We start from the raw sequence: 25991 nt of genomic DNA, 5'->3' as shown, positions 1-25991 counted from the left end.
CCGCGAGCCTGTGCGGGACCCCGAGCGCGAAGGACTGCTCCCATGAGCCTCCAGGACGAAGCCACGGACGCCGCGGCGACCACGGACACCACGGCTGCTCACGGCGTGCTGCTGACGGACGTCGCGGCCACCAAGGTCAAGAGCCTCCTCGAGCAGGAGGGCCGTGACGACCTGCGCCTGCGCGTGGGCGTGCAGCCCGGCGGCTGCTCCGGCCTGATCTACCAGCTCTACTTCGACGAGCGCACCCTCGACGGTGACCTCGTCCGCGACTTCGACGGTGTCGAGGTCGTCGTCGACCGGATGAGCGCCCCCTACCTCGACGGCGCGACGATCGACTTCGCCGACACGATCGAGAAGCAGGGCTTCACCATCGACAACCCCAACGCCGGCAGCAGCTGCGCCTGCGGCGACTCCTTCAGCTGAGTCGACCCGTCCCGGCCGCCAGGGCCGGGACCGCAGCCGCGAGGGCCCGCCACCGTCAGCACGGTGGCGGGCCCTCGGCATACGTCCTCTAGGCTGTCGCGGTGCGCATCGTTGTGACGGGGTCCATCGCGACCGACCACCTGCTGACCTTCCAGGGCCGCTTCGCGGACTCGCTGCTCGTGGAGCAGCTCGACAAGATCTCGGTGTCCTTCCTGGCCGACTCCCTCGACATCCGGCGAGGCGGCGTCGCGGCTAACATCTGCTTCGGGCTCGCCAGCCTCGGGCAGCGGCCCTACCTCGTCGACGCGGTGGGCCGGGACTTCGACGACTACCGCGGCTGGCTGACCGACCACGGGGTCGACTGCGAGCACGTGCACGTGTCGACGGACAAGCACACCGCGCGGTTCATCTGCACGACCGACCGAGACCTGGCCCAGATGGCCACCTTCTACGCCGGGGCGATGGTCGAGGGGCGCGACATCGACCTGGACGCCGTGTGCGGACGCATCGGCGATGTCGACCTCGTGGTCATCGCGCCGAGCGACCCGGAGCGGATGGTCGCCCACACCCAGCGCTGCCGCGAGCTGGGGATCCCCTTCGTCGCCGACCCCTCCCAGCAGCTGGCCTTCATGGAGGGCGAGCCGATCCGCGCGCTGGTCGACGGCGCCGCCTACCTGTTCACCAACGAGTACGAGCTGCACCTGGCCGCCCAGAAGACCGGCTGGACGGTCGACGAGATCACCGAGCGCGTCGGGGTCCGCGTCACGACCCGCGGCAAGGACGGCGCCGAGATCGTCGGCCACGACACCCAGCCGGTCCGGATCTCAGCCGCCCTGACCGACACCGTCGTCGACCCGACCGGCGTCGGCGACGCCTTCCGCGCGGGCTTCCTCGCCGGCATCGCCGCCGGCCTCGGCCACGAGCGGTCCGCACAGCTCGGGTCCATGCTGGCGACGCACGTGTTGGAGACCACCGGCACCCAGGAGTACTCCCTCCACCACGGCCGCTTCTTCGACCGCCTGGGCGCGGCGTACGGCCCGCACGCCGCCCAGGAGATCGCCGCCGCGGTCGCCGTGCGGTGACCCCGGTCGAGCCCGCCCCGTCGCGGTGGGCCCTGGACCTCGGCGGCGCGACCCCGGGCGAGGACCTGGTCGGCGTCGGGGCGGACCTGACGCCGGGTACCGTGCTGCAGGCCTACCGCCGGGGGCTCTTCCCCATGGGGCTCGGCACCGCGGGCGGGCCGCCGCTCGGCTGGTGGTCGCCGGACCCGCGCGGGGTGCTCGAGCTGGACGGGCTGCGCGTGTCGCGGTCGCTGCGGCGTGCCCGCCGCGGCTTCGAGGTGCGGGTGGACACGGCCTTCGCCGAGGTCGTCGCGGCCTGCGCCGACCCCCGCCGGGAGGGGGCCTGGATCACCCCGGGGATCACTCGCGCGTATGCCGATCTCCACCGCCTCGGGTGGGCGCACTCGGTCGAGACCTGGCTCGACGGCCGGCTGGTGGGTGGCCTCTACGGCATCGCGGTCGGCGGGTTGTTCGCGGGGGAGTCGATGTTCCACCACGTCACGGACGCCTCCAAGGTCGCGCTCGTGGCGCTCGTCGAGCTGCTCGCGGCCGACCTGCCGCAGGTGCGGGCCGACGGAGGCGACCGGCTGGTCGACGTGCAGTGGCGCACCGACCACCTCGCGACCCTCGGTGTGAGCGAGGTCTCCCGCGACACCTACACGGCGCGGCTGCCCCGGCTGCTGCACACCCCCCTCCCCGACGTATGGCGCTGAGGGGGCACGGCATACGCCTCGCGACGCGACCGCGCGACGGGCGCGCGCGAAGAGGCACGCCGGGCCACCCAGGGGGTAAGGTGCTGCTGTCCGTCCCCTGTATGTGCTTCACCATGTCGGAAGGTGCGTCTGTTGCGCAGGCACGATGACTCCCCCCGAGCGACCCAGCGGGTGCGCGCCCTCGTCGGCGCCGCCTCGCTCGTGGCGCTCACCACCGTCCTGAGCGGCTGCAGCGAGGCCGCCGGGCGTGGCTTCCTGCCGCGTGGCGCGACGACCTCCACGGCGCGCATCGAGAGCCTGTGGGTGTGGACCTGGATCGTCGCCCTCGCCGTGGGGTGCGTCGTGTGGGGCCTGACGGTCTTCTGCATGGTCCGCTTCCGCCGCCGCCCGTCCGACACCGGCTACCCGGCGCAGCTGCGCTACAACGTGCCGGTCGAGATCTTCTACACGGTCGTGCCGATCCTCATGGTGGGCGTGCTGTTCTACTACACCGCCCGTGACGAGGCCGCGCTGCTGGACACCTCCAAGAAGCCGGACGTCACCGTCAACGCGGTGGGCAAGCAGTGGAGCTGGGACTTCAACTACGTCGAGGCCAACACCTACGTCGCCGGGGAGCAGGCGCACCTCAACGGCAAGCCCGGCGCCGAGGCGGGTCTGCCCACGTTGGTGCTTCCCGTCCACAAGCGGGTGGAGTTCGTGCTCACGAGCCGGGACGTCATCCACTCCTTCTGGGTGCCGGCCTTCCAGCAGAAGCTCGACATGATCCCCGGGCGGGTCAACAAGTTCCAGGTCGTGACGGACCGCGAGGGCGACTACAAGGGCAAGTGCGCCGAGCTGTGCGGCGCCTACCACTCCCAGATGCTCTTCAACGTGAAGGTCGTCTCGCAGGAGGACTACGACAAGTACATCTCCGCCCTGAAGGCGCAGGGCAACTCCGGTCAGCTCCCCAACGGCCTCAGCCGCGAGAAGGTCGAGCCCACGGAGCAGGCCAAGATCCCGACCACGCAGGGGAGCAGCAACTGATGGCTACCGCAACCGCACCGCAGCGTGAGGCGCAGGCCCCCGGCCGCCCGCACCGCAAGAAGACCCTGGGGCGGCAGATCGCCGACGTCCTGACCACGACCGATCACAAGAAGATCGGCAACCTCTACTTCGTCACCACCATCGCGTTCTTCATGCTCGGTGGCCTGATGGCGCTGCTGATCCGCCTGGAGCTCTTCGAGCCCGGCCTGCAGATCGTGGACAACCCCGAGCAGTTCAACCAGCTCTTCACCATGCACGGCACGATCATGCTGCTGCTCTTCGCGACGCCGCTGTTCGCCGGCTTCGCCAACGCGCTGGTCCCGCTGCAGATCGGCGCGCCGGACGTCGCCTTCCCGCGGCTCAACGCGCTGGCCTACTGGATGTACCTCTTCGGCGGTCTCGTCGCCGCCTTCGGCTTCCTGACCCCCAACGGCGCGGCTTCCTTCGGCTGGTTCGCCTACGCGCCGCTGTCCGACGCCACCTACTCGCCCGGCCTGGGCGGTGACCTGTGGGTCTTCGGTCTCGCGCTCGGTGGTTTCGGCACCATCCTCGGTGCGGTCAACTTCATCACCACGATCCTGTGCATGCGCGCCCCCGGCATGACGATGTTCCGCATGCCGGTCTTCACCTGGACCGTCCTGGTGACCTCGATGCTCGTCATCATGGTCTTCCCGGTCCTGGCGGCCGCGCTCTTCGCGCTGGGGGCCGACCGCAAGTTCGGCGCCCACATCTTCGACCCCGCCAACGGTGGACCCGTGCTGTGGCAGCACCTCTTCTGGTTCTTCGGCCACCCCGAGGTCTACATCATCGCGCTGCCGTTCTTCGGCATCATCAGCGAGGTCATCCCGGTCTTCTCGCGCAAGCCGATCTTCGGCTACAAGACGCTGATCTTCGCGACCGTCGCGATCGCGGCGCTGTCGATGTCCGTGTGGGCCCACCACATGTACGTCACCGGCCAGGTCCTGCTGCCCTTCTTCTCGGTGATGACCATGCTCATCGCCGTCCCGACGGGCGTGAAGTTCTTCAACTGGATCGGCACCATGTGGGGCGGGTCGCTCAGCTTCGACACGCCCATGATCTGGGCCATCGGCTTCATCGTGACCTTCTGCTTCGGCGGCCTCACCGGCGTGATCCTGGCCAGCCCGGCCATGGACTTCCACCTGTCCGACTCCTACTTCGTGGTGGCGCACTTCCACTACACGGTCTTCGGCACGGTCGTCTTCTCGATGTTCGCCGGCCTCTACTTCTGGTGGCCCAAGATCACCGGCAAGATGCTCGACGAGCGGCTCGGCAAGATCCACTTCTGGCTGCTCTTCGTCGGCTTCCACGGCACGTTCCTCATCCAGCACTGGCTCGGCGTCGAGGGCATGCCCCGCCGTTACGCCGACTACCTGCCGGAGGACGGCTTCCAGCTCTACAACCAGATCTCCACGGTCTTCGCGGTGATCCTGTCCCTGTCGATGCTGCCCTTCCTCTACAACGTCTGGATCACCGAGCGCAAGGCGCCCAAGGTGCTCGTCGACGACCCGTGGGGCTACGGCGGTTCGCTGGAGTGGGCGACGTCCTGCCCGCCGCCGCGCCACAACTTCGACAGCATCCCGCGGATCCGCTCCGAGCGCCCGGCCTGGGACCTGCACCACCCGGACTCCGAGGGCACCCACCCGACCGCGGACCCGGCCACCCTGGACCGCCTGGGCTCCCGTCACCGGGCCGAGGGCGCCACCTCCACCACCAGCCAGCGAGAGGACGGCCGCTGACATGCGCACCGCTGTGAAGCTCTTCGCCATCGTCGGGTTCTTCTTCCTGCCCGTGGCGACGGTCTACGGCTTCGTCACCGGCTGGAGCGAGCCCGTCGGGGTCGTGGCGCTCTACCTGCTGGTCCCGATGATGTGGATGACGGCGTTCTACCTGCAGGCGACCCTCAAGCGGCTGCCCGGGGTGGGGCCGGAGGACAACCCGCGCGGCGAGATCGCGGACGCCGAGGGCGACTACGGCTTCTTCGCGCCGAAGTCCTGGTGGCCGATCATGCTGGCCGGCGCCGGCGCGCTGCTCTTCATGGGGCTGGCGGTCGGGTGGTGGATGTTCTTCATCTCCGCCGCTCTCGCCGTCATCGGCTTGATCGGCTGGGTCTTCGAGTTCTTCCACGGTGAGCACGCCGTCTGACCGACGTGCAACGTTGCGGGCCCCGATGACGTCCTGTCATCGGGGCCCGCCGCTGTCCACCGACGCACATTCTGACGGAGTGTGACGATTAGGCCACACATCGTTGCAGTCGTTGGTTGATGCGAGGGGTTCCCGATAACGTGTTTCCAACGTCAGCGCATCACTCTCGGGGGACCTCACCATGCCGTCCAACTCGTCTGCCCACGCAGCCCCGTGGGGCCTCGGCCTCACCGTGGCGCTCGTGGTCGCCGGCTGCAGCGTCCAGGCGCCGGCCGCCCGTGACCAGGGGTCGACCGCCACGCGCAGCGCGGCGCCCGCCGGCTCCAGCTCCAGCGCCGGCTCGAGCGCCCCGGCCGACCCCACGCCCTCGACCGCGACGGCCCCGACGGTGGACTTTGTCCCCGCCCAGGGAGCCAAGGGGGTGGACCCGGCCGCCACGGTGAGCGTCCGGTCGGCCGGCGGCAACCTCGCCGCGGTCACGGTCCGGGACGAGGCCGGGGCCGAGGTGGAGGGACGCCTGGACGGCGACACCTGGCGCCCGGCGCGGCGGCTGCGGCCGGCCACGTCCTACACCGTCTCCGCCGAGGTCAAGGGCCAGGACGGCGCGGCGAAGACCGCCACGAGCCGCTTCACGACCGTGCGCCCGACGACGGTGGCGAAGTACGTCCTCGCACCCATGGACGACGTCGTGGGGGTCGGGATGCCGGCCATGGTCACCTTCAGCTCATCGGTGGCCACGCCGCAGCAGCGGGCCGAGGTGGAGAAGCACCTGAAGGTGACGACCGAGCCCGCGACCACCGGGTCCTGGGGCTGGCTGAGCGACCGCCGGCTCATGTGGCGCCCGGAGAGCTACTGGAAGCCGGGGACGAAGGTCACGGTGGAGGCGCAGCTGGCGGGCCTGCAGACCGGCGAGGGCAAGTGGGTCGGCCGTGACGACAGCGAGACCTTCACGATCGGGCGGTCCCAGATCAGCAAGGTCGACATGAAGACCCACCAGATGACCGTCGTGCGCGACGGACAGGTCGTGCGGACCATCCCGGTCACCACGGGCAAGGACGGCTTCACCACCCGGTCGGGGACCAAGGTGATCATGGAGAAGGTCGGTCACATGACCATGGACTCGGCCACGGTAGGCATCCCCAAGGGCCACCCGGAGTACTACAAGCTCGACACCGAGTGGAACATGCGTGTCACCACGACGGGGGAGTTCCTGCACGCCGCGCCGTGGTCGCAGTGGGCGCAGGGCAGGCGCAACGTCTCCCACGGCTGCACCAACATGAGCATGGCCAACGCCAGCTGGATGTTCCAGAGCTCCATGGTCGGGGACGTGGTCGAGTTCACCGGGTCCGACCGCGCCTTTCGCGATGGCGAGGGCATCACCGCGTGGCAGTACTCCTATGCCGACTGGACGAAGAAGAGCGCCTTGCGCTGACGGTCTTGCGCGACGACAGAATACGCGTGCATGATGCACGTATGTCGTCCCTCCACCTCGTGGCCGTGGTGCAGCTCACCGCCCTGCCGGTCTGGCTCGCGTTGTCCCGCGCGCAGCGTCGCGACGTGATCGCCGCCCAGGTCCAGCCCGCCCTGTCTGCCCACGCGGACTGCTCGGTGCGGTGGCTGGACGCGGAAGCCATGACGGCCACCTGCAGCGACGTCGTCCTGGTCGAGACCGACGACCTGCGCAGCTGGCACCACCTGTGGGAGGCCCTCCGGGACAGCGCTCTCTTCGCGGTGCCCTACTTCCGGCTCGAGTCGCTCGTCGTCGGGGCCGAGGACGCCTACGAGGACCACGAGCGGACGCTGGAGGACGCTGGGCACGACCAAGGACGGCCGGCATGACCAGGGACCCTCGGGTGCGCGCCGCCGACGATCCTGCGGTGGTCGACCTCCTCGATGCCCTGACGCCCCTGCTGGTGCGGCGCTTCCGTGAGGGCGTGTACCAGCGGCTCCAGGGCGCGTCCCCGGTGCGTCTGAGCGACGGCACCTATCCGATCCTCACCGCCCTCCTCTCGGGTCCGGCCTCGGCGGCGCAGGTGGCCGCCCGGGTCGGCGTGGACCGCACCGTGGTCACCAAGCAGGCGAGCACCCTGCAGCGGGCGGGCCTGGTCGCTCGCCGGCCCGACCCGGGTGATGCCCGTGCCACGCTGCTCGTCCTGACGCCTGCGGGCGAGGAGGCCGCCGCCGGCCTCCGCAGGGCCGCCCTCCAGCTCATCGGCGAGCTGTCGACGACCGGCGTTGATCCGGGGGCCCTGGCGCAGGCTGCTGCCGTGCTGCGCGCCCTGACCGAGGTCGTCCAGGCGGGGGCTCCAGGGGAGCGGACCTGACCTGCCCCAGCCCATCAGCCCCAACCCATGGAGTGCAGCCGCTCGTCGTCGATGCCGAAGTGGTGCGCGATCTCGTGCACCACGGTCACCGTGATCTCGTCCCGGAGCTCGTCCAGGTCGTCGCAGTGGCGGGACAGGGGACCGCGGAAGAGATAGATGCGGTCGGGCAGCAACCCCGCCGAGCCCCACCCGCGCTCGGTGAGCGGCACCCCGACATACAGGCCCAGCAGCTCCGGCCCGTCCGCCGGCGGCTCGGCCTCGGCGAGGAAGACGACGTTGTCGAGCAGGGCCATCAGCTCGGGCGGCACGGCGTCCAGCGCATCGCTGACGGCCTCGTCGAAGGCAGCGTCGTCGATGGTCACGGGCATGCTCCCAGGCTGCCACAGCGGCCTGCACGGCGTCTGGGGGGCCCACCCACCCGGCAGGGACCACGGCCGGTCACGGCAGGCGCAGGACCCGCCAGGGACGCCGCTGGGCCCGTCAACGCCGGTATGGCGACAACGGGCCCAGCGAGGCGGCCGGCGTCAGTGGCGCGTGGCTCCGGACGTCTCGGTGGCGTCCGGGCTGGCCTCGATGGCCTCGTGGCCGGCGCCGTCGTGGTGGGCGGCCGCCAGCTCGGCGGGCGTCACCGCGGGCACGTCGTCCTGGAAGAACCAGCGCGACAGGCGCGCGCGCCGCTTGTCGGACGTGGTGCCCGGCCGCGGGATGCCGTGGGCGTCCGTGGCCGGCCCCAGCTCGAGGGGGGTGTCCCGCTCGTGCTGCACCAGGGTCCACCGGGTGTAGGGATCCAGGTCCTGGTGCTGCTCGTAGAAGCGGCCCTCGGCGGTGCGGATGATCTGGCCCGTCTCCCGTCCGTGCAGCACCAGCTCGCGGTCCCGACGCTGCAGCGCGATGCAGATCCGCTTGGTGGTGATGAACGCGATGATCGGCAGCACGAAGAAGGCCACCTGGAAGGTGTGCGTGATGTCGTTGATCGACAGGTGCAGGTGCGTCGCGATCAGGTCGTTGCCGGCCGCGGCCCACAGGACCGTGTAGGCGCTGATCGCGGCCATGCCGATCGCCGTGCGGGTGGGGGCGTTGCGCGGCCGCTGCAGCAGGTGGTGCTCCCGCTGGTCACCGGTGATCCACCGCTCGAAGAAGGGGTAGGCGCCCAGCAGGGTGTAGACCAGCGGCAGCAGCAGCAGCGAGCCGATGAGGATGCCGTAGGTGAACGTGAAGCCGCCGAAGGACACCTCGGTCTGGCCCGGCATCAGGCGCAGCGCGCCGTCGGCGAAGCCCATGTACCAGTCCGGCTGGGAGCCGGCGGTGACCTGGGTGGGCTCGTAGGGGCCGTAGTTCCAGATCGCGTTGATCGTGAACAGGCTCGAGATGAGCGCGATGATGCCGAAGACGATGAAGAAGAAGCCGCCCGCCTTCGCGGTGTAGACCGGCATCAGCGGGTAGCCCACGACGTTGTCGTTGGTGCGGCCGGGCCCGGGGTACTGCGTGTGCTTGTGGACCATGACCAGCACCAGGTGCGCCGCGAGCAGGCCGACCATGATGGCCGGGAGCAGCAGCACGTGGGCGGCGAAGAGCCGCGGGATGATGGCCTCGCCGGGGAAGGTCCCGCCGAAGAGGAAGTAGACGAAGTAGGACCCGATGACGGGGATCGTCAGCATGAAGCCCTGCGCGGCGCGCAGACCGGTGCCCGAGAGCAGGTCGTCGGGCAGCGAGTAGCCGGCGAAGCCCTCGACCAGGGCCAGCATCGCCAGCAGCGAGCCGATGACCCAGTTGATCTCACGCGGCTTGCGGAAGGCGCCGGTGAAGAACACCCGGAACATGTGGCACACGATGGCCACGACGAAGAGCAGCGCCGCCCAGTGGTGGATCTGGCGGATCAGCAGACCGCCGCGGACGTCGAAGGAGATGTTGAGCGTCGAGCGGTAGGCCTCGGACATGTGGATGCCCTTGAGCGGGACGTAGGACCCGTCGTACTCGACGTGCCCGGCGCTCGGGACGAACCACATGGTGAGGAAGACCCCGGTGATCAGGCAGATGATCATGGAGTACATCGCGACCTCGCCCAGCATGAAGGACCAGTGGTCGGGGAAGACCTTGCCCATCATGTAGCGCAGGCCCTTGGCGGCGCCGGTGCGGTCGTCCACCCAGCTGGCCACGCCACCGACCCCGCCGGAGCGACGCGGCGTGCGGACCTCGCGGATGTCGTCGGCGCGCAGGTCGTTGGTCGAACGAGTGCTGGTGCTCATCAGCCACGCTCCCAGAAGCTCGGGCCGACTGCCTCGGCGAATCCGGACTCGGCGACGAGGTAGCCCTCGTCGTCGACGTTGATCTTCAGCTGGGGCAGCGGCCGGTGGGCCGGCCCGAAGATGACCTTGCAGTCCTGCGTGACGTCGAAGGTCGACTGGTGGCAGGGGCACAGCAGGTGGTGGGTCTGCTGCTCGTACAGGCCGACCGGGCACCCGACGTGGGTGCAGATCTTGGAGTAGGCCACGATGCCCTGGTAGCCCCAGTCCCGCGCCTTCTTGACCTTGAGGTCCTCGGGGTTGAGCCGCATCAGCAGGACCGCGGCCTTGCCCTTCTCGTCGAGCGGGTGCTCGGCCTTGTCGATGCCCTCGGGCAGCACGTGGAAGACGGACCCGATCGTGACCTCGTCGGCCTTGATCGGGAGCATCTCCGGGTCACGCATCAGGCGGGGGCGGCGACCCTTGGGCCAGTGGTTCTCGTCCCAGAAGGTGGTGGACAGGGCGTTGCCGGGCAGCGGGCCGAGGCCGCCGATCACCGGGAGCACCAGCGGGATGGCGAAGAGGCCGAGGGCGCCGCCGAGGGTCGCCTTGATCAGCGGTCGACGGTTGATCTGCGCGGCGTCGCCGCCGGCGGACAGGGTCTCGGTGAAGGCCTCGCGCTCCTCGGCGGAGCTGCGCAGCGGGTGCCGCTGCTCGACCACCTCGGTGTCGGGCATGAGCGTCTTGGCCCAGTGGACGGCGCCGGCGCCGATGAAGAACAGGCTGGCGGCGAGCGTGAGCCCCAGCAGCAGGTGGGACGGGCTGGCCTGGCCGATAAAGGGCACCGGGACCAGCTTGCTCACGGGGAAGGCGAAGTAGGCGACCACGAAGGCCAGCGTCGCCAGGATCGACAGCAGGAAGAGGGTGGCGACCTGGCGCTCGGCCCGCTTGGCGGCCCGCGGGTCGACGTCCGCCAGCCGGTGCACGTGCGGGGGGAGGCCGGGGTTCTGGAAGCGCTCGGGGATGCCGCCGTCGCCGACGACGTGGCCCTGGTCGAGGCGCACCGCGCCCTTGCCGAACTCGGTGGAATCAGTCATGCCGTGTGGCTCCCCATCAGGACGGGAGTGGGTGGGGTGGTCGCTCATCGTCAGGCCGCCTTCTTGCCGAGCCAGATGGCCGCCAGGATCATCAGGCCGATGCCGAGGGTCCAGGCGAGCAGGCCCTCGGGCACCGGGCCGAGCGCGCCGAGGGAGAAGCCGCCGGGGTTCTCCTCGCGGTCCATGTGCTGCAGGAAGGTGATGACGTCGCGCTTGGCCTCGGGGGAGAGGTTGGCGTCGGAGAACACCGGCATCGACTGCGGGCCGGTGATCATGGCCTCGTAGATGTGCTTGCCCTCGACGCCGCGCAGGGTCGGGGCGAACTTGCCACGGGTCAGGGCGCCGCCCGCGCCGACGGCGTTGTGGCACATGGCGCAGTTGACGCGGTAGATCTCGCCGCCCTTGGCCGCGTCGCCGCCACCGTTGGTCAGCTCCTCGGAGGGGATGGCCGGGCCGTTGCCCAGGCTCGCGACATACGCGGCCATCTGCTTGATCTGCTCGTCGGTGAACTGCACGTCCTTGCGCATCGCCTGCACGCCCGGCGCCGCCAGGGGCATCCGCCCGGTGCCGACCTGGAAGTCGACCGACGCGGCGCCGACACCGGCCAGCGTCGGCGCGTTGGGGCCGCCCTCGGCGTTGAGGCCGTGGCAGCTGGCGCAGTTGGCGAGGAACAGCTTCTTGCCCTCCTCGACGTCCTGGGCCGAGCTCGCGGTCGCCGACGCAGTGGCGCCCTGCGGTCGGGCCACGGCGTAGGCCGTGCCGAGCGTGAGGAGCATGGCCAGGATGAGCACGAAGAGGGTTGCCGGGTGCCTGCGCCGGGCTGCCAACCGGTTCACGGGGGTTGTCCTGTCGTCGACGGTCAAGGGGCGGGTGCTGCTGGTCTGCGTGTCGGTGCGCACCGGGTGTGCCGGGCTCACTTGAGGAGGTAGATCACCGCGAAGAGGGCGATCCACACGACGTCGACGAAGTGCCAGTAGTAGGAGGTGACGATCGCGCCGGCCGCCTGGGCGTGGGTGTAGCGGCGGGCCGTGAAGCTCCGCGCGATGATCAGCAGGAAGGCGATGAGGCCACCGGTCACGTGGATGGCGTGGAAGCCGGTGGTCATGTAGAAGACCGAGCCGTAGCCGTTGGAGGAGAGCGTGATGCCCTCGCTGCACAGCTTGGCGTATTCCCACGCCTGGCCGGAGACGAAGATGGCTCCGAAGATGTAGGTGAGGACGTACCACTCGCGCATGCCCCAGCGGCCGACCTGCAGCAGCGAGCCGGTGCGCCCGGCCTGCCCCTGCTCGGCCTTCATCACGCCGAGCTGGCACCACACCGAGGAAATCACCAGGATCAGCGTGTTGACTCCGGCGAAGAGCACGTTGTGCTTGGGCGTCTCGGCGGCCCACTGCTCCGGCACGACGCCGCGGATCGTGAAGTACATCGCGAACAGGCCCGCGAAGAACATGAGCTCGCTGGAGAGCCACACGATCGTGCCCACGGACACGAGGTTGGGGCGCGTGGCCGGGCCTAGCGCGGCGTGGTGATGAGGGCTGGGTTGCACAGCGGATGCAGTCGACACCCGGCCATCTTGCCCCATAACGCGGACTCTTGCCCAACAACGGCGCCGTGGAATGTCGCGCCGCCGTAGGACGGGGACCCGGCACGGGCCGGCTCCGGCCGAGACCGGGGCGCGTGCGGGCTAAGATCGGCGCCATGAGCGCCAGCCACACTGCCAGCACCAGCGACCCGGGGGCACCGCGCGGACTGCGGGTCCTGCTCTACTCCGACGACTCGACGACCCGCGACAAGGTGCGGCTCGCCGTGGGTCGGCGCCCGGCCAGGGACGTCTCCATCGAGGCCTGGCACGAGGTCGCCACCGGCGAGATGGCGCTGCGTGACGCCGAGAACGGCTCCTTCGACCTGCTCATCCTCGACGGCGAGGCCGCCAAGGTGGGCGGCATGGGTCTGGCCCGGCAGATGAAGAACGAGATCTACGACTGCCCCCCGATCCTGGTGCTCACCGGACGCCCCCAGGACAGCTGGCTGGCCGCCTGGTCTCAGGCCGACCTCGCCGTGCCGCAGCCGCTCGACCCGCTGGCGCTGGCGACGGGCGTATGCGAGCTGGTGCGCCGGCAGCGGCAGCACGCTCCGGCGTGACCGGCGACCCGGCGGCGCCGACGCCCGCCCCGACGGCCAGCAGCTGGCCGGGGGTCCTGAGCAGCCTCGTCGCGGGCCAGGACCTGTCCGTCGACGAGGCTCGCTGGGCGATGGACCAGATCATGTCGGGGGCGGCCACCCCGGCGCAGGCCGGCGGCTTCCTCATGGCGCTGCGGGTCAAGGGGGAGAGCGCCGACGAGATGCGCGGCCTGGCGGACGAGATGCTCGCCCACGCCCGCGCGATCACGGTGCCGGGGGAGACCCTGGACATCGTGGGGACGGGCGGTGACCGCGCCAACACGGTCAACATCTCCACCATGTCCGCCCTCGTCGTGGCAGGGGCGGGGGTGCGGGTCGTCAAGCACGGCAACCGCGCCTCCTCCTCCCGGTCGGGCTCGGCGGACGTCCTCGAGGCGCTCGGGGTGTCGCTGACCCTGCCGCCCGAGGCCGTCGCGGAGGTCGCGCACGAGGCGGGGATCACCTTCTGCTTCGCCAACGCCTTCCACCCGTCGATGGCCAACGCGGCGGTCCCGCGGCGTGAGCTGGGTGTCGGCACCGCCTTCAACTTCCTCGGCCCGCTCACCAACCCGGCCCGGCCCACCTTCGCCGCGGTCGGCTGCGCCGATGCCCGTATGGCGCCCCTCATGGCCGGTGTCTTCGCCGGCCGGGGGGCCAGGGCTGCGGTCTTCCGCGGGGACGACGGCCTCGACGAGGTCACCGTGTCGACCACGACGTCGGTGTGGTGGGTGGCGGACGGTGGCGTGACGGAGCACACGTTGGACCCTGCGGACCTGGGCTTCGCGCGGCACGAGCTGTCGACCCTGGTGGGAGGCGATGCCCCCCACAACGCCGGCGTCGTGCGGTCGGTGCTGGCCGGGGAGGCCGGCCCGGTCCGGGACGCGGTGCTGCTCAACGCCGGGATGGCGCTGGCCGTGGCCGGCTCGGAGAGCGCAGGGGACCAGCCGTGGGTCGAGCAGGTCGACGCCGGTGTCGCGGCCGCACGGCGAGCCTTGGACAGCGGGGCCGCAGCGGCCGTCCTGCAACGCTGGGTCGCCTCCACCTCAGCTCGAGGGTGAGGGCTGGCGGGCCCGGGCCCGTGCTCGTGGTCGTCGGCCCGCGGTTCTGCCGGCGCACTGGGCGCCGGCCAGGCGTCAGCCGTCGAAACCCAGGCTGAAGGCCGCCTCCAGGTCGTGCTTGGAGTAGGTGCGGAACGCGATGTGCGTCTGCGTCGACTGGACGCCGTCGACCTTGCTCAAGCGATCGGCGATGACGTCGGCGAACTCCTCGTGCTGCTGCACCCGCACCATGGCGATGAGGTCGGCGCCCCCCGTGACGGAGTAGACCTCGGTCACGCCGTCGAGGTCGGCGATGGCCTCCGCGACCTCGGGGATGCGGTCGACGTCGACGTTGATGAGCACGATGGCGGAGATCATGCGCCCAGCCTAGTGCGCGTCGGCAGCCCCGGGACCCTGGGCCACGGGGCGTCCGCGTGGAAGTCGCGGGCCGCCGTCGCCTTGGGCTCGAGCCGGGCGTGGGCGCCCTCGGCGCCGCCGGTGGGGCAGTTCCACCGGCCGTCCAGCTCGACGAGCCGGACGTCGTCCCCCTCGAGCCACCGCAGCACCAGCTCCATCTCCTCCGCCGAGGCGGCGCGCCTCCCGGGAGGAGGGGCGGGCACGTCCTCGGCGCTCTGGCGCAGGGCCGCGATGTGGGGCATCGGGTCGGCGCCCGGTGGTGTCGTCGTCGTGCCGGCGAGGCGCCCGTGACGGACGCACACCACCTCCCAGCCGCCGGTGACGACCCGACGAGCCGCGACGACCTCGCGGGTCCCGGCCAGCGGGTCGAGCCGCTGGGCGCGACGCGCCCCTCGGACGAGCGCCATCAGACGGTCGCGGACCGTCACCGCCTCCTCGAACCGCTCGTCGGCGGACAGGCGGGCCATCCGCTCCTCCAGCCGGCCCACGACATGACGGCTGTCGTCGCGCAGCACCGCCCGGGCCGCGGCGACGACCACGGCGTAGTCGTCGCGGGACTGCTGCCCGGTGCACGGGGCGCCGCAGCGACCCAGCTCCGCGAGCGCGCAGGCCGTGCCGCGTGGCCGCAGCCCGAGACGGGTGGTGCAGCGACGGAGCGGGAGCGCCTCGTGGATGGCGGCGACGGCGTCCTCGGCAGCGGCCCGGGAGGTGAACGGGCCGCAGTAGGTGGCCGCGTCGTCGCGCACCTCGCGCACGAGCGACAGGCGGGGGAACGGCTCGTCGGTCAGCTTGACCCACACCACCTTGTCGGGGTGGCGCGAGCGTCGGTTGTAGCGGGGCTGGTGCTGGGCGATGAGGCGCAGCTCGCGGACCTGCGCCTCGAGGCGGGTGGCGCACACGATCGGGGTGACGGACTCGGCGAGCCCCACCATCTCGGCCATGCGGCTGCGGCGCTCCGAGGCGGTGAAGTAGGTCCGCACGCGCGACCGGATGTCGTGGGAGGTGCCGACGTAGAGCGCCCGCCCGTGGCCGTCGCGGAAGACGTAGACGCCGGGCCCCGTGGGCAGGCCGTCGGCGAGGTGGCGCTTGCGACGCTGCGCGGGCGTCACCCGGGAGGTGAAGGTGCGCAGCTCCGCGAGCGTGGTGACGCCCTGGTTGCCGACGCGGCCGATCAGGGCGTGCAGGACGTCGACGGTGGCACGCGCGTCGTGCAGGGCGCGGTGGTCGGGGGTCGTGCGTGTGGAGAAGAGCGCGGCCAGGGTGCCGAGCTTGTGGTTGGGGACCTCGTCGCGGGACACGAGCTGGCGGGCGAGGTGGACGGTGTCCAGCACCACCGGCTCGTGCCACGGCAGGCCCTGCCGCTCGGCGGCGGAGCGGAGGAAGCCGACGTCGAAGCGCGCGTTGTGGGCCACGAGGACCGCGTCGCCGGCGAACTCCAGGAACGCGGGCAGCACCTCCCGGATGCTCGGGGCGTCGGCCACCATCGCGTCGGTGATGCCGGTCAGGACCGAGATGAAGGCCGGGATCCGTGAGGCGGGGTTGACCAGGGTCTGGAACTCCCCGAGCTCGACGCCGCCGCGCACCTTGACGGCGCCGATCTCGGTGATGGCGCTGGTCGCGGGGCTGCCGCCGGTCGTCTCCAGGTCGACGACGACGAAGGTCGTCTCCGCCAGCGTCGGGCCCAGCTCGTCGAAGGTGCCCTGCACCGCGGTGGCCCCGGAGGGGGAGCGGTGCCGGGTCGCGGCGATCAGGGAGGTCGAGCTCATGGGCCAGACACTAGGGCGGAGCACCGACAGACCCCCGGCAGGACGCCTCTCGCAGGGGGTGTGTCAGTGGTCGTCCGTAGCGTCCTCCACGTCGGCCCGGTCGGGTCGACCGCCCCGGACCCGCCGCCCGGCGAGGGCGGGGTCGCGGGAGCACCGAGCGAAGGAGAGACCCATGCTGCTGGAGTGCCGCACCTGCCCCGCCCGGGGTGACGCCTGTCGTGACTGCATGGTGAGCGCGCTGGTCGACGGCCCGTCCGTGGCGCTGGACCCCCGGGAGTCAGCCGTCGTGGCCGAGTTCGTCGGGGCCGGGCTGCTCGGCCGGGACCAGGCCCGTGGCCTGCGCGCCCGCCTCGAGCCTGCGCGGGCGCTGCCCCTGACGCCCGTCGCCGCGTCCCGGGCCGGGTGACCCGCGGTCGCTAGGGTGTGGCCCATGAGGGGCGCCCGATCCACCGGCCACCGCTGGCGGCCCTTCGCGGTGGCTGCCGCCGTGGCAGGAGGCCTGGTCGTGGCGGTCGTCGCAGCCCTCACGGCCTGGTTCCCGACGCAGCCCGCGAGACCTGCCGCGCCGAGCCGGGCGAGCACCGCACCCCTCGCCGGCCTCCAGGAGGTGCTGGACCGCCGGGCCGCCGCGGCCGCCCGCGGTGACGAGCAGGGCTGGTTGGCCGACCTCGACCCGGCGGCCTCGGCCTACCGGGACCGGCAGCGGCGAGTGCTCGCCGCGACGCAGGTGCTGCCGGTCGAACGGGTGGGTTTCCAGGTGGTCGGCCCCACCGCCACCACGACCCCCACTGCAACCACTCCCGCCACCACCGCCACGTCCTCTACCTCCACCACCAGCACCACCACCGCCACCACTGTCTCCTCCGATTCAGCCCGCTCGACGACCCCGCCCGGCACGCTCGTGGTCGACGTGATCGGCCGGTGGGCGCTCCGGGGCTACGACGCCGAGGTCGCCAGCTATCCGCTGCGACTCACCGTGCGGCACTCCGGCACGTCCTGGCTGCTCGTGGACGACGACGACCCCGGCACCGCCCGCCAGCTCTTCGACCTGCCGCGGGTCGGTGTGCGGGCGACCCCTGACGGCCTGGTCGCCGGGAGCGCCGACGCCCGCCGGCTGGACGACTACGCCTCAGCCCTGGGGGCGGCTCGGCGCACCGTGGAGCGCAGCTGGGGCTCCGGGGCCCGGCCGCCGGTGGTGGTCGTGCCGGCCACGACGGCGGAGTTCGCGGCGCTGACGGGGCGGGACGCGGCGCGTTCCGCCGAGGTCGGGGCCGTGACCTCGGGCCTGCTGCAGACCGGCCGGGTCGCGCGGGGCGACCGCGTCGTCATCAACCCCGCCAGCTGGCCCCGCCTCGGCGAGCAGGGCCGACGCATCATCCTCACGCACGAGCTGACGCACCTGCTCGTCCGGGCCTCCACCACCCACGCGGTCCCTCAGTGGCTGTCGGAGGGGTATGCCGTGCACGTGTCCTACGCGGGGCTGGACGTCGACCCGCGCAAGGCGGCGCCGGAGCTGCTCGCGACGGTCCGGCAGGGCCGGGTGCCGAGCACGCTTCCGGGCGACGGCCGGTTCGGGCAGGAGGTGACCTCGGGCGCCTACGACGAGGCGTGGCTGGTCGTCGAGCACCTCGTCGCGACGCGGGGGGAGCCGGCGGTCACGCGGTTCTACCGTGATCTCGGCTCGGGGATGCCGGCCGAGCAGGCGTGGTCACGGCTGGGCACGACGCCGGACGAGCTCCTGGCGGGCTGGCAGCAGCGGCTGCGCGACCTCGCGCGCTGACCTCACTCCCGCTCGACCGGGCCGCCGTAGACCGCGTCGACCTGCTTGGCGAAGTCCGTCAGCACGAGGTGTCGCTTCACCTTCAGCGACGGCGTCAGGTAACCGTTGGCCTCGGTGAAGTCGGTGTCGAGCACCTTCACCTTGCGGATCGACTCGGCCCGCGAGACCGCCTCGTTGGCGTGGGCCACCGCGGCCTCGAGCTCGCGCTGCACGCGCGGGTGCTCCGCCGCGTCGGCGAAGGCCACCCCGTCCAGGCCGTGCCGGGCCGCCCAGCCGGGCCACATCTCCTCGTCGAGGGTGACCAGCGCGGCGATGAAGGGCCGGTGGTCACCGACCACCACGCACTGCGAGACGATCGGGTTGGCGCGCAACCGGTCCTCGAGCACGGCGGGGGCGACGTTCTTGCCGCCGGCGGTGACGATGATCTCCTTCTTGCGACCGGTGATCCGCACGTGGCCGGAGTCGTCGATGGCGCCCAGGTCACCGGTGCGGAACCACCCGTCGACGAAGGCCTCCCGCGTCGCCTCGGGGTTGCCGTGGTAGCCCCGGAAGACGTTGATGCCTCGCGTGAGCAGCTCGCCGTCCTCGGCGACGGCCACCTCCACGCCCGGCATGGGCCGCCCCACCGTGCCCACCTTCAGGCCCGACACCGTGTTGACCGCCATGGGAGCGGTCGTCTCCGTCAGCCCGTAGCCCTCGAGCACCGTGACCCCGATGCCGCGGAAGAAGTGCGTCAGGCGGGGACCCAGCGGGGCGCCGCCGGACACGGCATACTTCACGCGCCCTCCCATGGCTGCGCGCAGGCGGGCGTAGACGAGCCGGTCGTAGAGCGCGTGCTGCGCCCGCAGTGCGAGGGGGACGCGGCCAGTGTCCAGGGCGCGGCTGTAGGCGATCGCGGTGCGGGCCGCGGCGTGGAAGACCTTGTTGGTGCGCCCGGCCTCGGCCTTCTGCTCGGCGCCGACGTAGATCTTCTCGAGCACGCGCGGCACCACGAGCAGGAACGTGGGGCGGAAGCCGGCGAGGTCGTCCAGGAGGTTCTTGATCGATGGGCTGTGCCCGACCCTGAGGCCGTAGTCGACGACGAGCACCTGGATCAGCCGCGCGAAGACGTGCGCGAGCGGCAGGAACATCAGCGTGCTCGCGTCCGCCACCACCTCGGGCAGGTGGTGGCGGGTGTTGTCCGACAGCGCCATGAAGTTGCTGTGGGTGAGCTCGACCCCCTTGGGGCGCCCGGTGGTGCCGGAGGTGTAGATGATCGTGGCAAGGTCGGACGGGCCCGCCAGCGCCGCACGCGCCCTGATCGTGTCGTCCTGGACCGAGGCCCCCTCCGCGGCCAGCTCGTCGAGGTCGCCGGCATCCATGACCCACACGTCACGCAGCTCCGGCAACCGGTCGCGGACCCCCGCGACGCGGTCGGCGTGCTCGGGGCGCTCGACCACGACGCCCACGCAGCCCGCGTCCTGCAGGATCCAGGCGACCTGCTCGGCGCTGCTGGTCTCGTAGATCGGCACGCCCACGGCGCCGGCCGTCCACAGCGCGAAGTCGGTGAGCGTCCACTCGTAGCGGGTGGCGGCCAGGATGCCGACCCGGTCACCAGGCTGGACACCGGCGTGCACCAGGCCCTTGGCCAGCGCGAACACCTCGTCCCGCCACTGCGCCGAGGTCACGTCGCGCCACTGCCCGTCGACCCGCCGGGCGAAGACGACCCGGTCGGGGTGCCGGGCGGCGTTGCGCGAGACCAACCCGGCCAGGTTGCCCTCGGTGGGGGCCGGGACGATGATCGGCGTGCTCGTCACATCCACGTGAGCTCCTGGGTCGAGGGGTGCCGGCTGCAGGCTATCGCCGACGGGAGGTTACGCGAGAGTAACCAGGTGGTGCCCGCGGTGCCGGGCCGATGTGGTCGGGCCCACACGCATCGCGACCGCGGGCTAGTCTGGCCCCATGGCCCAGCGCACCGAGTCGAGCACCGTCATCGCCGCCCCGCCCGCCGCCGTGCTGGACGTCATCGCCGACGTCGCGGCCTACCCCACCTGGAACCCCGAGTTCACCGCCGTCGAGGTGCTGACCGAGGACGACGGGTGGGCGGAGCAGGTGAGGTTCCGCCTCGAGGCGGGCCCGATCAAGGACACCTACACGCTGGACTACCGGTGGGACGTCGACGAGGACGGCACCGGCGTCGTGTCGTGGTCGCTGGTGGAGGGCGGGGTCCTCAAGGCCATGGACGGGTCCTACACCCTGACCGCGGTGGACGCCGGGACCGAGGTCACCTATGCCCTGTCCGTCGACGCGCGCCTGCCGATGCTCGGCGCGGTCCGGCGCAAGGCGGAGCAGCGCATCATCGACGGCGCGCTGGCCGGTCTCACCTCCCGCGTCGAGTCCTGATGGTCGGGGAGCGCGAACCCTCCACCGACGTGGCGCAGGAGGCGCAACGCCTCAAGGAGGCGCTGCGCGACGCGTGGGGCACCGGTGGGACGCCCCGCGCGGCGAGCGAGCACGCCGAGCCCGCTGAGCGCGAGAGCCTCGAGAACGTCGATCCCGCTCCGCACGCTGAGTACGCCAACCACGAGCATCACGACAACGGCCGGTCCGGGCCGCAGACCTGCGTCGTATGCCGCGCCAGCCGCTTCGCCCACGCCGCGGCTCCCGACCTGCTCGAGGAGCTCGGCCGCGGCGTCACAGCGGTGGGCCGCGTGATGCAGGACCTGGCCGGCGTCGTGCGGCGGCATACGGACGAGCATGCTCGTGCCGACGGCCCGACCACCCACCCCGACCCAGCGACGGAGGAGACCTCATGACGACGACCATCGGACTGGACGTCGGTGGCACCAAGATCGCAGGGGCGGTCGTGACGGACGGCGTCGTCGTCGGGCGGGCCCGCCGCGAGACCGGCATCCCGAGCGCCGAGTCCGTGGCGAGCGCCTCGGCCGACCTGGTCCGCGAGCTGGCGCAGCACCATCAGGTCGAGGGCGTGGGCATGGCGGTGGCCGGCTTCGTGGACAAGTCGGGGGCGCACGTGGTCTACGGCACCAACCTCGGCATGCAGGACGAGCCGATGAAGCAGCGCATGGAGTCGCTGGTCGACCTGCCGGTGATCCTGGACAACGACGCCAACGCCGCGGCCTGGGGGGAGTTCCGCTACGGCGCGGGCAAGGACAGCGACGACATGCTGCTCGTGACCGTCGGCACCGGCATCGGCGGCGGCATCATCCTGGACCAGCGGCTGCTGCGGGGGGCCTATGGCTTCGCGGCGGAGATCGGCCACATGCGGGTGGTGCCCGGTGGCCCGCAGTGCGGCTGCGGCAACCGCGGCTGCTGGGAGATGTACGCCTCGGGCAGCGCCCTGCTGCGGGCCGCCAAGGAGCTCGTGGCCTCCGGCACCCCGCACGCGTCCCGCCTGCGCGACGCGTGCGGCGGCCGGCCCAAGGACCTCAAGGGGCAGGCGATCACCGAGCTGGCCGGCAAGGGCGACCTGGCGTGCATCGAGCTCCTCGAGGACCTCGGCCGGTGGCTCGGGGAGGGGTGCGCCAGCATGACGGCGATCCTGGACCCGGAGATGATCGTGGTCGGCGGCGGGGTCGTCGAGGCGGGGGACCTGCTGCTCGACCCCGCACGGCACGCCTACGCCCGTCACCTGACGGCGCGTGGTCACCGACCGCAGGCCAGCTTCGTGCCCGCGAGGCTCGGCAACGACGCCGGCATGATCGGCGCGGCGGCGATCGCGGCCGAGGCGTTCTGCGGGGGAGGTGACGAGGCCGGCCACCAGGCCACCGACGCATGAGCGACCTCGCGATCGGCATCGACATCGGTGGCACCAAGGTCGCCGGCGGCGTGCTCGACGACACCGGCACCATCGTGCACCGGGCACGCCGCGACACCCCGCACCGCAGCAAGAGCCCGGCGGTGGTGGAGGACACAATCGTCGCGGTCATCGACGACCTGCTGGCCGAGGTCCCCGGCGGTTCCGTGGCGGCCGTCGGCATCGGTGCCGCCGGGTGGGTGTCGGTGGACCGCGCCACGGTCCTCTTCGCCCCGCACCTGTCCTGGCGCCACGAGCCGCTGCGCGAGCGCCTGGCGTCGCGCGTGGCCGCCCCGGTCTACGTCGACAACGACGCCAACGCCGCCGGGTGGGCCGAGCACCGCTTCGGGGCGGGGCAGGACGAGAGCCACCTGATGATGATCACCCTGGGGACGGGCATCGGCGGCGCGCTGGTCACCGACGGGCGGGTGCAGCGCGGCCGCTACGGCGTCGCGGGGGAGTACGGCCACATGATGGTGGTCCCGGGCGGTCACCGCTGCGAGTGCGGCAACCGTGGCTGCTGGGAGCAGTACGCCTCGGGCAACGCCCTGGTCCGCGAGGCCCGCAGCCTGCTCCTCGCCAACTCGCCGCTGGCCCACGACCTGCTCGCCCGCCTCGGCGGCGAGGAGGACACGCTGACCGGGCCGATGATCACCGAGGCGGCGCAGGACGGCGACCAGACGTGCGTGGAGCTCATCGCCGACATCGGGCGCTGGCTGGGCACGGGCCTGGCCAACCTGGCCGCGGCCTTCGACCCCGGGACCTTCGTCATCGGCGGCGGGGTCAGCGCGGCGGGTGACCTGCTGCTGCAGCCGGCGCGGGAGACCTTCGCCCGGGAGCTCACGGGCCGGGGCTACCGCCCGATGGCCCGGATCGTGCAGGCCCGCCTCGGCAACGAGGCCGGCCTCATCGGCGCGGCCGACCTGGCGCGCACCGCGGTGCGCGCGGGGGCGCCCGACGGGTCGGGCGCCGGGTGACCATCCGGGTCGCGAGCTACAACACCCGGGACTTCCTGGACGACCGTCGCGCCGCGGCCGCCGTGGTGCGTGCGGTGGCCCCGGACGTGCTCCTGCTGCAGGAGGTGCCCCGGCGGTGGTGGCCGGCGCCGCGGGTGCGGCGCTTCGCGACCGAGGCGGGGCTGCGCTGGCCGGGCGGGCACCGCGGCTCCGGCGGGACCACCGTCATGGTGTCCGAGCGCATCACGGTGGAGGCCGTCAGCCACCACGGCCTGCCGGTCCCCGCCGGGCAGCGCACCCGCGGGTATGCCGTCCTGCGGGGCCGCCTCGCGGACGGGCCACCGGTGACGGCGGTGAGCGTGCACCTCGGGTTGTTCGCGGGGCAGCGGCTGCGGCATACGCACCAGATCCTGGCCGCGTTGCCCGCGGCCGGCTCCGTGGTGCTCGCCGGCGACCTCAACGAGGGCGCGGGGTCCCCGAGCTGGGAGACGATCGCGAGCCGGCTGCAGCTGTTGTCGGACCCGGCGCCGACCTATCCGTCCTGGGCGCCCCAGGAGCGCCTGGACGTGGTGTGGGGCCGTGGCGTCCGGCGCGTGCCCGGGCCGCCGCCCGCGCTGGAGCCGGGTGCGCAGATCCTGCGGCAGGCCTCGGACCACCTGCCCGTGTGGGTGGACGTGGAGGTCGACGCGCCCTGACCGGCGGGCGACGGCGCGAGGTCCGACGCGGTGGCCGAGCGCTCAGACGCGGGCGCCGTCGTCATCGTCGTCGTGGGAGCTCGGCAGCCGCAGCACGAGCCCGACGAAGGCCGCGACCGTGGCGATGCCGGCCAGCCAGAGGTAGAGGTGCGGGCTGGTCCGGCCGGTGAGGGTGAGCACCAGCAGCGTCAGCGGGCCGCCGACGAGCCCGACCAGGATCGCCCACCACACCGGGTCGCGCTCCCACGACGGCATCGGGGCGGGCGGCGGTGGCACGTAGGTCTCGTCGTCCGGGTCGTCCGGGGGCGACCACGACCGGTGGTCGGTGCCCATGGACAGGCCGTTGGCGGGGTCGCGGTAGACGACGTACGGCTCCGCCGGGCGCCGGGGCGCGGGCGGCGGCTCGCTCCCGGCCGGCTCGGGCGCCGGCGGGGTCGCCGGTTGGGTCGCCGACGCGTCGCGCTCGCGGGTCTCCCCGGCGCCGTCGCGGGCGCGGACGACCCGGTCGGACAGGTCTGCCTCGGCGTCCCAGTGGGACATGATCTCCTCGAACCGGGCGTCGAAGTCCTCAGGGCCGCGGGTCGCCATCGCCCTCACCCGTCGTGACCCGCTCGATGAAGGCCACGGACTCCTCGAAGATCCGCGCCGCGTCGTGGTCCAGCGTCGCGACGTGGTAGCTGTCGCGCAGCCGCAGGTGGGTGACGTCGGTGCTGGAGATGCGGCTGAGGAGCAGCTCGGAGCTGGAGGCGGGCACGACGTGGTCCTCGTCGGACTGGCAGAGCAGCACGGGCTGGGTGATCTCGGGCAGGTCCCGCACGGTGAGGCGCCACAGCCGCGTCATCGAGGCCAGCGCGTGCAGCGGGGTCCGGTCGTAGGCCAGCTCGACGACGCCCTCCAGGTGGATGTCGCTGGCGATGCCCGCGATGGACGGCACCAGGCGACGCATCACCGGCAGCCCCCGCAGCCGCAGGTCGTCGCTGCGGTAGGCGGGGTTGACCAGCATCAGCCCCGAGATCCGCGGGCCGTGCTCCTCGGCGAGCCGGGTGACCAGGGCGCCACCCAGGCTGAGCCCCCCGACGACCACCGTCTCGCACTCGTCCCACAGGGCGTGCAGCTCGCGCTCGAGCACGGCGAGCCAGTCGTGCCACTCCGTGCGGTTGAGCCCTTGCCAGGTCGTGCCGTGGCCGGGGAGCCGGGGGAGTCGGACGGCGTAGCCGCGCTCGGCCAGGTGCTCGGCCCAGGGCCGCAGGGACTGCGGCGTGCCCGTGAAGCCATGGCTGAGCAGCACGCCGACGCCGTGGCCCTCGGGGCGCCCGGAGCAGCGGAAAGGCGTGGCGCCGGGCAGGACCTGCACGTCGACCTCCTCGTGGACGGACCGCTGCACCAGCGGCCCCTCTCAGCCTACCGGCGGCTGCGTTAGAGTGCTGCCCACGCGCGCAGAACGAGGTGTCCCCCGGTGCTCTACTGGTTCTTCAAATGGCTGGCCCTCGGCCCGCTGCTCAAGGTCCTCTTCCGTCCCTGGGTGGAGGGGGAGGAGCACGTCCCGCCGCGCGGGGCGGCGATCCTCGCGAGCAACCACCTGTCCTTCTCGGACTCGTTCTTCCTGCCGCTGGTGCTCAGCCGGCGCATCACCTTCCCGGCCAAGATGGAGTACTTCACGGGGAGCGGGGTCAAGGGTCGCCTCACGGCCGCGTTCTTCCGCGGCGTCGGGCAGATCCCGATCGACCGCTCCGGCGGCAAGGCCAGCAGCGCGGCGCTGCGCTCCGGGCTGGAGGTCCTGCAGCGCGGCGAGCTCTTCGGCATCTACCCCGAGGGGACGCGCTCGCCCGACGGGCGGCTCTACCGCGGCAAGACCGGCGTCGCCCGGCTGGCCCTCGAGGCGGGGGTTCCCGTCATACCGGTCGCGATGATCGGGACGGACAAGGCGCAGCCGACGGGCCAGCTGATCCCGACCGTCACCCGGATCGGGGTGAGGTTCGGGGCCCCGATCGACTTCTCCCGCTACGCCGGGATGCAGCACGACCGGCACGTGCTGCGGGCGATGACCGACGAGATCATGTACGCCCTGATGGAGCTGTCCGGGCAGGAGTACGTCGACGAGTACGCCGCCACCCGCAAGCAGCGCATGGTCGAGTCCGCGCGGGCCCGCGCCGACGAGGCCCTGCTGCGGGCCCGGGAGCTGCAGGACCAGACCCGGGTCAAGGCCGACGAGGCGCTCGAGCGGGCCCGCGAGCTCGGGGACCCCGCCCGCCTCAAGGAGCTGGGCGACCAGACCCGCGCCATGGCCGAGGAGGCCCGGTCCAAGGCCGAGGAGGCCCTGGCCAAGGCCAAGGACCGCCGCTCCGACCAGGACTGACG

General features: G+C 72.2%; 29 protein-coding genes. 19 read left to right on the top strand and 10 right to left on the bottom strand.

Annotated features, from left to right (window positions below; all coding sequences use genetic code 11):
• Nucleotides 1-42 precede the first annotated feature (42 nt).
• The 9 genes from ADJ73_RS13615 to ADJ73_RS13575 all read left to right on the top strand — a co-directional run bounded on the left by ADJ73_RS13615 (nt 43) and on the right by ADJ73_RS13575 (nt 7707).
• A complete protein-coding gene (locus tag ADJ73_RS13615; RefSeq protein ID WP_050348715.1) occupies nt 43-423 on the top strand; it encodes a HesB/IscA family protein in 381 nt (126 codons plus the stop codon).
• Between the two features lie 101 nt (nt 424-524).
• Complete coding sequence (locus ADJ73_RS13610; RefSeq protein ID WP_050348714.1) at nt 525-1505, top strand: carbohydrate kinase family protein; 981 nt, start codon at nt 525-527, stop codon at nt 1503-1505.
• Nucleotides 1502-2197 (top strand): leucyl/phenylalanyl-tRNA--protein transferase, encoded by a 696-nt coding sequence (gene aat / locus ADJ73_RS13605; protein WP_050348713.1) that lies wholly within the window; start codon nt 1502-1504, stop codon nt 2195-2197. The genes ADJ73_RS13610 and aat overlap by 4 nt, the downstream gene beginning before the upstream one ends.
• 123 nt (nt 2198-2320) lie before the next feature.
• On the top strand, nt 2321-3220 hold the full coding sequence (ctaC, locus tag ADJ73_RS13600; protein WP_441293935.1) for an aa3-type cytochrome oxidase subunit II: 900 nt from the start codon (nt 2321-2323) through the stop codon (nt 3218-3220).
• Nucleotides 3220-4977 carry an aa3-type cytochrome oxidase subunit I gene (ctaD, locus tag ADJ73_RS13595; RefSeq protein WP_050348711.1) on the top strand — a complete coding sequence of 586 codons (1758 nt, stop codon included), beginning with the start codon at nt 3220-3222 and terminating at the stop codon, nt 4975-4977. Before ctaC ends, ctaD begins: the two co-directional genes overlap by 1 nt.
• Nucleotide 4978: 1 nt before the next feature.
• A complete protein-coding gene (locus tag ADJ73_RS13590; protein ID WP_050348710.1) occupies nt 4979-5383 on the top strand; it encodes a cytochrome c oxidase subunit 4 in 405 nt (134 codons plus the stop codon).
• A gap of 181 nt (nt 5384-5564) precedes the next feature.
• Nucleotides 5565-6815, top strand: coding sequence for a L,D-transpeptidase (locus tag ADJ73_RS13585; protein ID WP_050348709.1), 1251 nt, complete (start codon nt 5565-5567; stop codon nt 6813-6815).
• A gap of 41 nt (nt 6816-6856) precedes the next feature.
• A complete protein-coding gene (locus ADJ73_RS13580; RefSeq protein WP_050348708.1) occupies nt 6857-7222 on the top strand; it encodes a darcynin family protein in 366 nt (121 codons plus the stop codon).
• Entirely contained in the window at nt 7219-7707 is a 489-nt protein-coding gene (locus tag ADJ73_RS13575) for a MarR family winged helix-turn-helix transcriptional regulator (protein WP_050348707.1), read from the top strand. Before ADJ73_RS13580 ends, ADJ73_RS13575 begins: the two co-directional genes overlap by 4 nt.
• Nucleotides 7708-7721: 14 nt before the next feature.
• Here ADJ73_RS13575 and ADJ73_RS13570 read toward each other — a convergent pair whose 3' ends face one another.
• The 5 genes from ADJ73_RS13570 to ctaE all read right to left on the bottom strand — a co-directional run bounded on the left by ADJ73_RS13570 (nt 7722) and on the right by ctaE (nt 12608).
• Nucleotides 7722-8075 (bottom strand): metallopeptidase family protein, encoded by a 354-nt coding sequence (locus ADJ73_RS13570; protein WP_050348706.1) that lies wholly within the window; start codon nt 8073-8075, stop codon nt 7722-7724.
• Between the two features lie 156 nt (nt 8076-8231).
• Nucleotides 8232-9953, bottom strand: a complete 1722-nt coding sequence (gene qcrB, locus ADJ73_RS13565) for a cytochrome bc1 complex cytochrome b subunit (protein WP_050348705.1) — start codon at nt 9951-9953, stop codon at nt 8232-8234.
• Nucleotides 9953-11026, bottom strand: coding sequence for a cytochrome bc1 complex Rieske iron-sulfur subunit (gene qcrA / locus ADJ73_RS13560; protein WP_253272585.1), 1074 nt, complete (start codon nt 11024-11026; stop codon nt 9953-9955). The genes qcrB and qcrA overlap by 1 nt, the downstream gene beginning before the upstream one ends.
• A gap of 50 nt (nt 11027-11076) precedes the next feature.
• Nucleotides 11077-11862, bottom strand: a complete 786-nt coding sequence (qcrC, locus tag ADJ73_RS13555) for a cytochrome bc1 complex diheme cytochrome c subunit (protein ID WP_050348703.1) — start codon at nt 11860-11862, stop codon at nt 11077-11079.
• A 77-nt stretch (nt 11863-11939) separates the two neighbouring features.
• On the bottom strand, nt 11940-12608 hold the full coding sequence (ctaE, locus tag ADJ73_RS13550) for an aa3-type cytochrome oxidase subunit III (RefSeq protein WP_082177007.1): 669 nt from the start codon (nt 12606-12608) through the stop codon (nt 11940-11942).
• Nucleotides 12609-12724: 116 nt separating this feature from the next.
• On the opposite strand from ctaE, the gene ADJ73_RS13545 reads away from it, so the two are divergent.
• The gene (locus tag ADJ73_RS13545) at nt 12725-13168 is read left to right on the top strand and encodes a response regulator transcription factor (protein ID WP_050348701.1); all 444 of its coding nucleotides are present in this window, start codon (nt 12725-12727) and stop codon (nt 13166-13168) included.
• Nucleotides 13165-14244 carry an anthranilate phosphoribosyltransferase gene (trpD, locus tag ADJ73_RS13540; RefSeq protein WP_050348700.1) on the top strand — a complete coding sequence of 360 codons (1080 nt, stop codon included), beginning with the start codon at nt 13165-13167 and terminating at the stop codon, nt 14242-14244. Before ADJ73_RS13545 ends, trpD begins: the two co-directional genes overlap by 4 nt.
• A gap of 75 nt (nt 14245-14319) precedes the next feature.
• Here the strand turns inward: trpD and ADJ73_RS13535 are convergent, their stop codons facing one another.
• Nucleotides 14320-14601 (bottom strand): Lrp/AsnC family transcriptional regulator, encoded by a 282-nt coding sequence (locus tag ADJ73_RS13535; protein WP_050348699.1) that lies wholly within the window; start codon nt 14599-14601, stop codon nt 14320-14322.
• The gene (locus tag ADJ73_RS13530) at nt 14598-16406 is read right to left on the bottom strand and encodes a DEDD exonuclease domain-containing protein (RefSeq protein WP_082177005.1); all 1809 of its coding nucleotides are present in this window, start codon (nt 16404-16406) and stop codon (nt 14598-14600) included. Before ADJ73_RS13530 ends, ADJ73_RS13535 begins: the two co-directional genes overlap by 4 nt.
• A gap of 172 nt (nt 16407-16578) precedes the next feature.
• On the opposite strand from ADJ73_RS13530, the gene ADJ73_RS13525 reads away from it, so the two are divergent.
• Both ADJ73_RS13525 and ADJ73_RS17210 read left to right on the top strand, forming a co-directional pair.
• Nucleotides 16579-16812, top strand: a complete 234-nt coding sequence (locus tag ADJ73_RS13525; protein WP_050348698.1) for a hypothetical protein — start codon at nt 16579-16581, stop codon at nt 16810-16812.
• Between the two features lie 24 nt (nt 16813-16836).
• The gene (locus tag ADJ73_RS17210) at nt 16837-18186 is read left to right on the top strand and encodes a hypothetical protein (RefSeq protein WP_050348697.1); all 1350 of its coding nucleotides are present in this window, start codon (nt 16837-16839) and stop codon (nt 18184-18186) included.
• A gap of 2 nt (nt 18187-18188) precedes the next feature.
• Here ADJ73_RS17210 and ADJ73_RS13515 read toward each other — a convergent pair whose 3' ends face one another.
• Entirely contained in the window at nt 18189-19988 is a 1800-nt protein-coding gene (locus ADJ73_RS13515; protein ID WP_050348696.1) for an AMP-dependent synthetase/ligase, read from the bottom strand.
• 139 nt (nt 19989-20127) lie between these two features.
• Between ADJ73_RS13515 and ADJ73_RS13510 the strand changes: the two genes are divergently transcribed.
• The 5 genes from ADJ73_RS13510 to ADJ73_RS13490 are packed head-to-tail and all read left to right on the top strand — an operon-like array spanning nt 20128 to nt 23633.
• A complete protein-coding gene (locus ADJ73_RS13510; RefSeq protein ID WP_050348695.1) occupies nt 20128-20568 on the top strand; it encodes an SRPBCC family protein in 441 nt (146 codons plus the stop codon).
• Entirely contained in the window at nt 20568-20981 is a 414-nt protein-coding gene (locus ADJ73_RS13505; RefSeq protein WP_050348694.1) for a hypothetical protein, read from the top strand. The genes ADJ73_RS13510 and ADJ73_RS13505 overlap by 1 nt, the downstream gene beginning before the upstream one ends.
• Nucleotides 20978-21964, top strand: a complete 987-nt coding sequence (locus ADJ73_RS13500) for an ROK family glucokinase (protein WP_050348693.1) — start codon at nt 20978-20980, stop codon at nt 21962-21964. Before ADJ73_RS13505 ends, ADJ73_RS13500 begins: the two co-directional genes overlap by 4 nt.
• On the top strand, nt 21961-22959 hold the full coding sequence (locus ADJ73_RS13495) for an ROK family glucokinase (RefSeq protein WP_050348692.1): 999 nt from the start codon (nt 21961-21963) through the stop codon (nt 22957-22959). Before ADJ73_RS13500 ends, ADJ73_RS13495 begins: the two co-directional genes overlap by 4 nt.
• The gene (locus tag ADJ73_RS13490) at nt 22956-23633 is read left to right on the top strand and encodes an endonuclease/exonuclease/phosphatase family protein (protein ID WP_050348691.1); all 678 of its coding nucleotides are present in this window, start codon (nt 22956-22958) and stop codon (nt 23631-23633) included. The genes ADJ73_RS13495 and ADJ73_RS13490 overlap by 4 nt, the downstream gene beginning before the upstream one ends.
• Before the next feature lie 42 nt (nt 23634-23675).
• Here ADJ73_RS13490 and ADJ73_RS13485 read toward each other — a convergent pair whose 3' ends face one another.
• The gene (locus ADJ73_RS13485; RefSeq protein ID WP_050348690.1) at nt 23676-24221 is read right to left on the bottom strand and encodes a hypothetical protein; all 546 of its coding nucleotides are present in this window, start codon (nt 24219-24221) and stop codon (nt 23676-23678) included.
• Nucleotides 24202-25017, bottom strand: coding sequence for an alpha/beta hydrolase (locus ADJ73_RS13480; RefSeq protein WP_216593637.1), 816 nt, complete (start codon nt 25015-25017; stop codon nt 24202-24204). The genes ADJ73_RS13485 and ADJ73_RS13480 overlap by 20 nt, the downstream gene beginning before the upstream one ends.
• Nucleotides 25018-25089: 72 nt before the next feature.
• Here ADJ73_RS13480 and ADJ73_RS13475 point away from each other — a divergent pair, with 72 nt between their 5' ends.
• Nucleotides 25090-25989, top strand: a complete 900-nt coding sequence (locus ADJ73_RS13475; protein ID WP_082177004.1) for a lysophospholipid acyltransferase family protein — start codon at nt 25090-25092, stop codon at nt 25987-25989.
• Nucleotides 25990-25991: the final 2 nt, after the last annotated feature.

The organism is Arsenicicoccus sp. oral taxon 190, assembly GCF_001189535.1.
Taxonomy (GTDB): domain Bacteria; phylum Actinomycetota; class Actinomycetes; order Actinomycetales; family Dermatophilaceae; genus Arsenicicoccus.
Note: the sequence above shows the minus strand (reverse complement) of the source record. Positions and strands in the feature narration are given on the sequence as shown.

Excerpts from the sequence above, each read along its gene's own strand:
- ADJ73_RS13580 (WP_050348708.1), top strand. The coding sequence starts at position 6,857 with ATGTCGTCCCTCCACCTCGTGGCCGTGGTGCAGCTCACCGCCCTGCCG.
- ctaE (WP_082177007.1), bottom strand. The coding sequence starts at position 12,608 with ATGGGGCAAGATGGCCGGGTGTCGACTGCATCCGCTGTGCAACCCAGC.
- ADJ73_RS13590 (WP_050348710.1), top strand. The coding sequence starts at position 4,979 with ATGCGCACCGCTGTGAAGCTCTTCGCCATCGTCGGGTTCTTCTTCCTG.
- ctaD (WP_050348711.1), top strand. The coding sequence starts at position 3,220 with ATGGCTACCGCAACCGCACCGCAGCGTGAGGCGCAGGCCCCCGGCCGC.
- ADJ73_RS13575 (WP_050348707.1), top strand. The coding sequence starts at position 7,219 with ATGACCAGGGACCCTCGGGTGCGCGCCGCCGACGATCCTGCGGTGGTC.
- ADJ73_RS13585 (WP_050348709.1), top strand. The coding sequence starts at position 5,565 with ATGCCGTCCAACTCGTCTGCCCACGCAGCCCCGTGGGGCCTCGGCCTC.
- ADJ73_RS13545 (WP_050348701.1), top strand. The coding sequence starts at position 12,725 with ATGAGCGCCAGCCACACTGCCAGCACCAGCGACCCGGGGGCACCGCGC.
- qcrA (WP_253272585.1), bottom strand. The coding sequence starts at position 11,026 with ATGACTGATTCCACCGAGTTCGGCAAGGGCGCGGTGCGCCTCGACCAG.
- ADJ73_RS13525 (WP_050348698.1), top strand. The coding sequence starts at position 16,579 with ATGCTGCTGGAGTGCCGCACCTGCCCCGCCCGGGGTGACGCCTGTCGT.
- ADJ73_RS13530 (WP_082177005.1), bottom strand. The coding sequence starts at position 16,406 with ATGAGCTCGACCTCCCTGATCGCCGCGACCCGGCACCGCTCCCCCTCC.
- ADJ73_RS13615 (WP_050348715.1), top strand. The coding sequence starts at position 43 with ATGAGCCTCCAGGACGAAGCCACGGACGCCGCGGCGACCACGGACACC.
- ADJ73_RS13570 (WP_050348706.1), bottom strand. The coding sequence starts at position 8,075 with ATGCCCGTGACCATCGACGACGCTGCCTTCGACGAGGCCGTCAGCGAT.
- ADJ73_RS13505 (WP_050348694.1), top strand. The coding sequence starts at position 20,568 with ATGGTCGGGGAGCGCGAACCCTCCACCGACGTGGCGCAGGAGGCGCAA.
- ADJ73_RS13535 (WP_050348699.1), bottom strand. The coding sequence starts at position 14,601 with ATGATCTCCGCCATCGTGCTCATCAACGTCGACGTCGACCGCATCCCC.
- ADJ73_RS13485 (WP_050348690.1), bottom strand. The coding sequence starts at position 24,221 with ATGGCGACCCGCGGCCCTGAGGACTTCGACGCCCGGTTCGAGGAGATC.
- ADJ73_RS13500 (WP_050348693.1), top strand. The coding sequence starts at position 20,978 with ATGACGACGACCATCGGACTGGACGTCGGTGGCACCAAGATCGCAGGG.
- ADJ73_RS13495 (WP_050348692.1), top strand. The coding sequence starts at position 21,961 with ATGAGCGACCTCGCGATCGGCATCGACATCGGTGGCACCAAGGTCGCC.
- ADJ73_RS17210 (WP_050348697.1), top strand. The coding sequence starts at position 16,837 with ATGAGGGGCGCCCGATCCACCGGCCACCGCTGGCGGCCCTTCGCGGTG.
- ADJ73_RS13510 (WP_050348695.1), top strand. The coding sequence starts at position 20,128 with ATGGCCCAGCGCACCGAGTCGAGCACCGTCATCGCCGCCCCGCCCGCC.
- qcrB (WP_050348705.1), bottom strand. The coding sequence starts at position 9,953 with ATGAGCACCAGCACTCGTTCGACCAACGACCTGCGCGCCGACGACATC.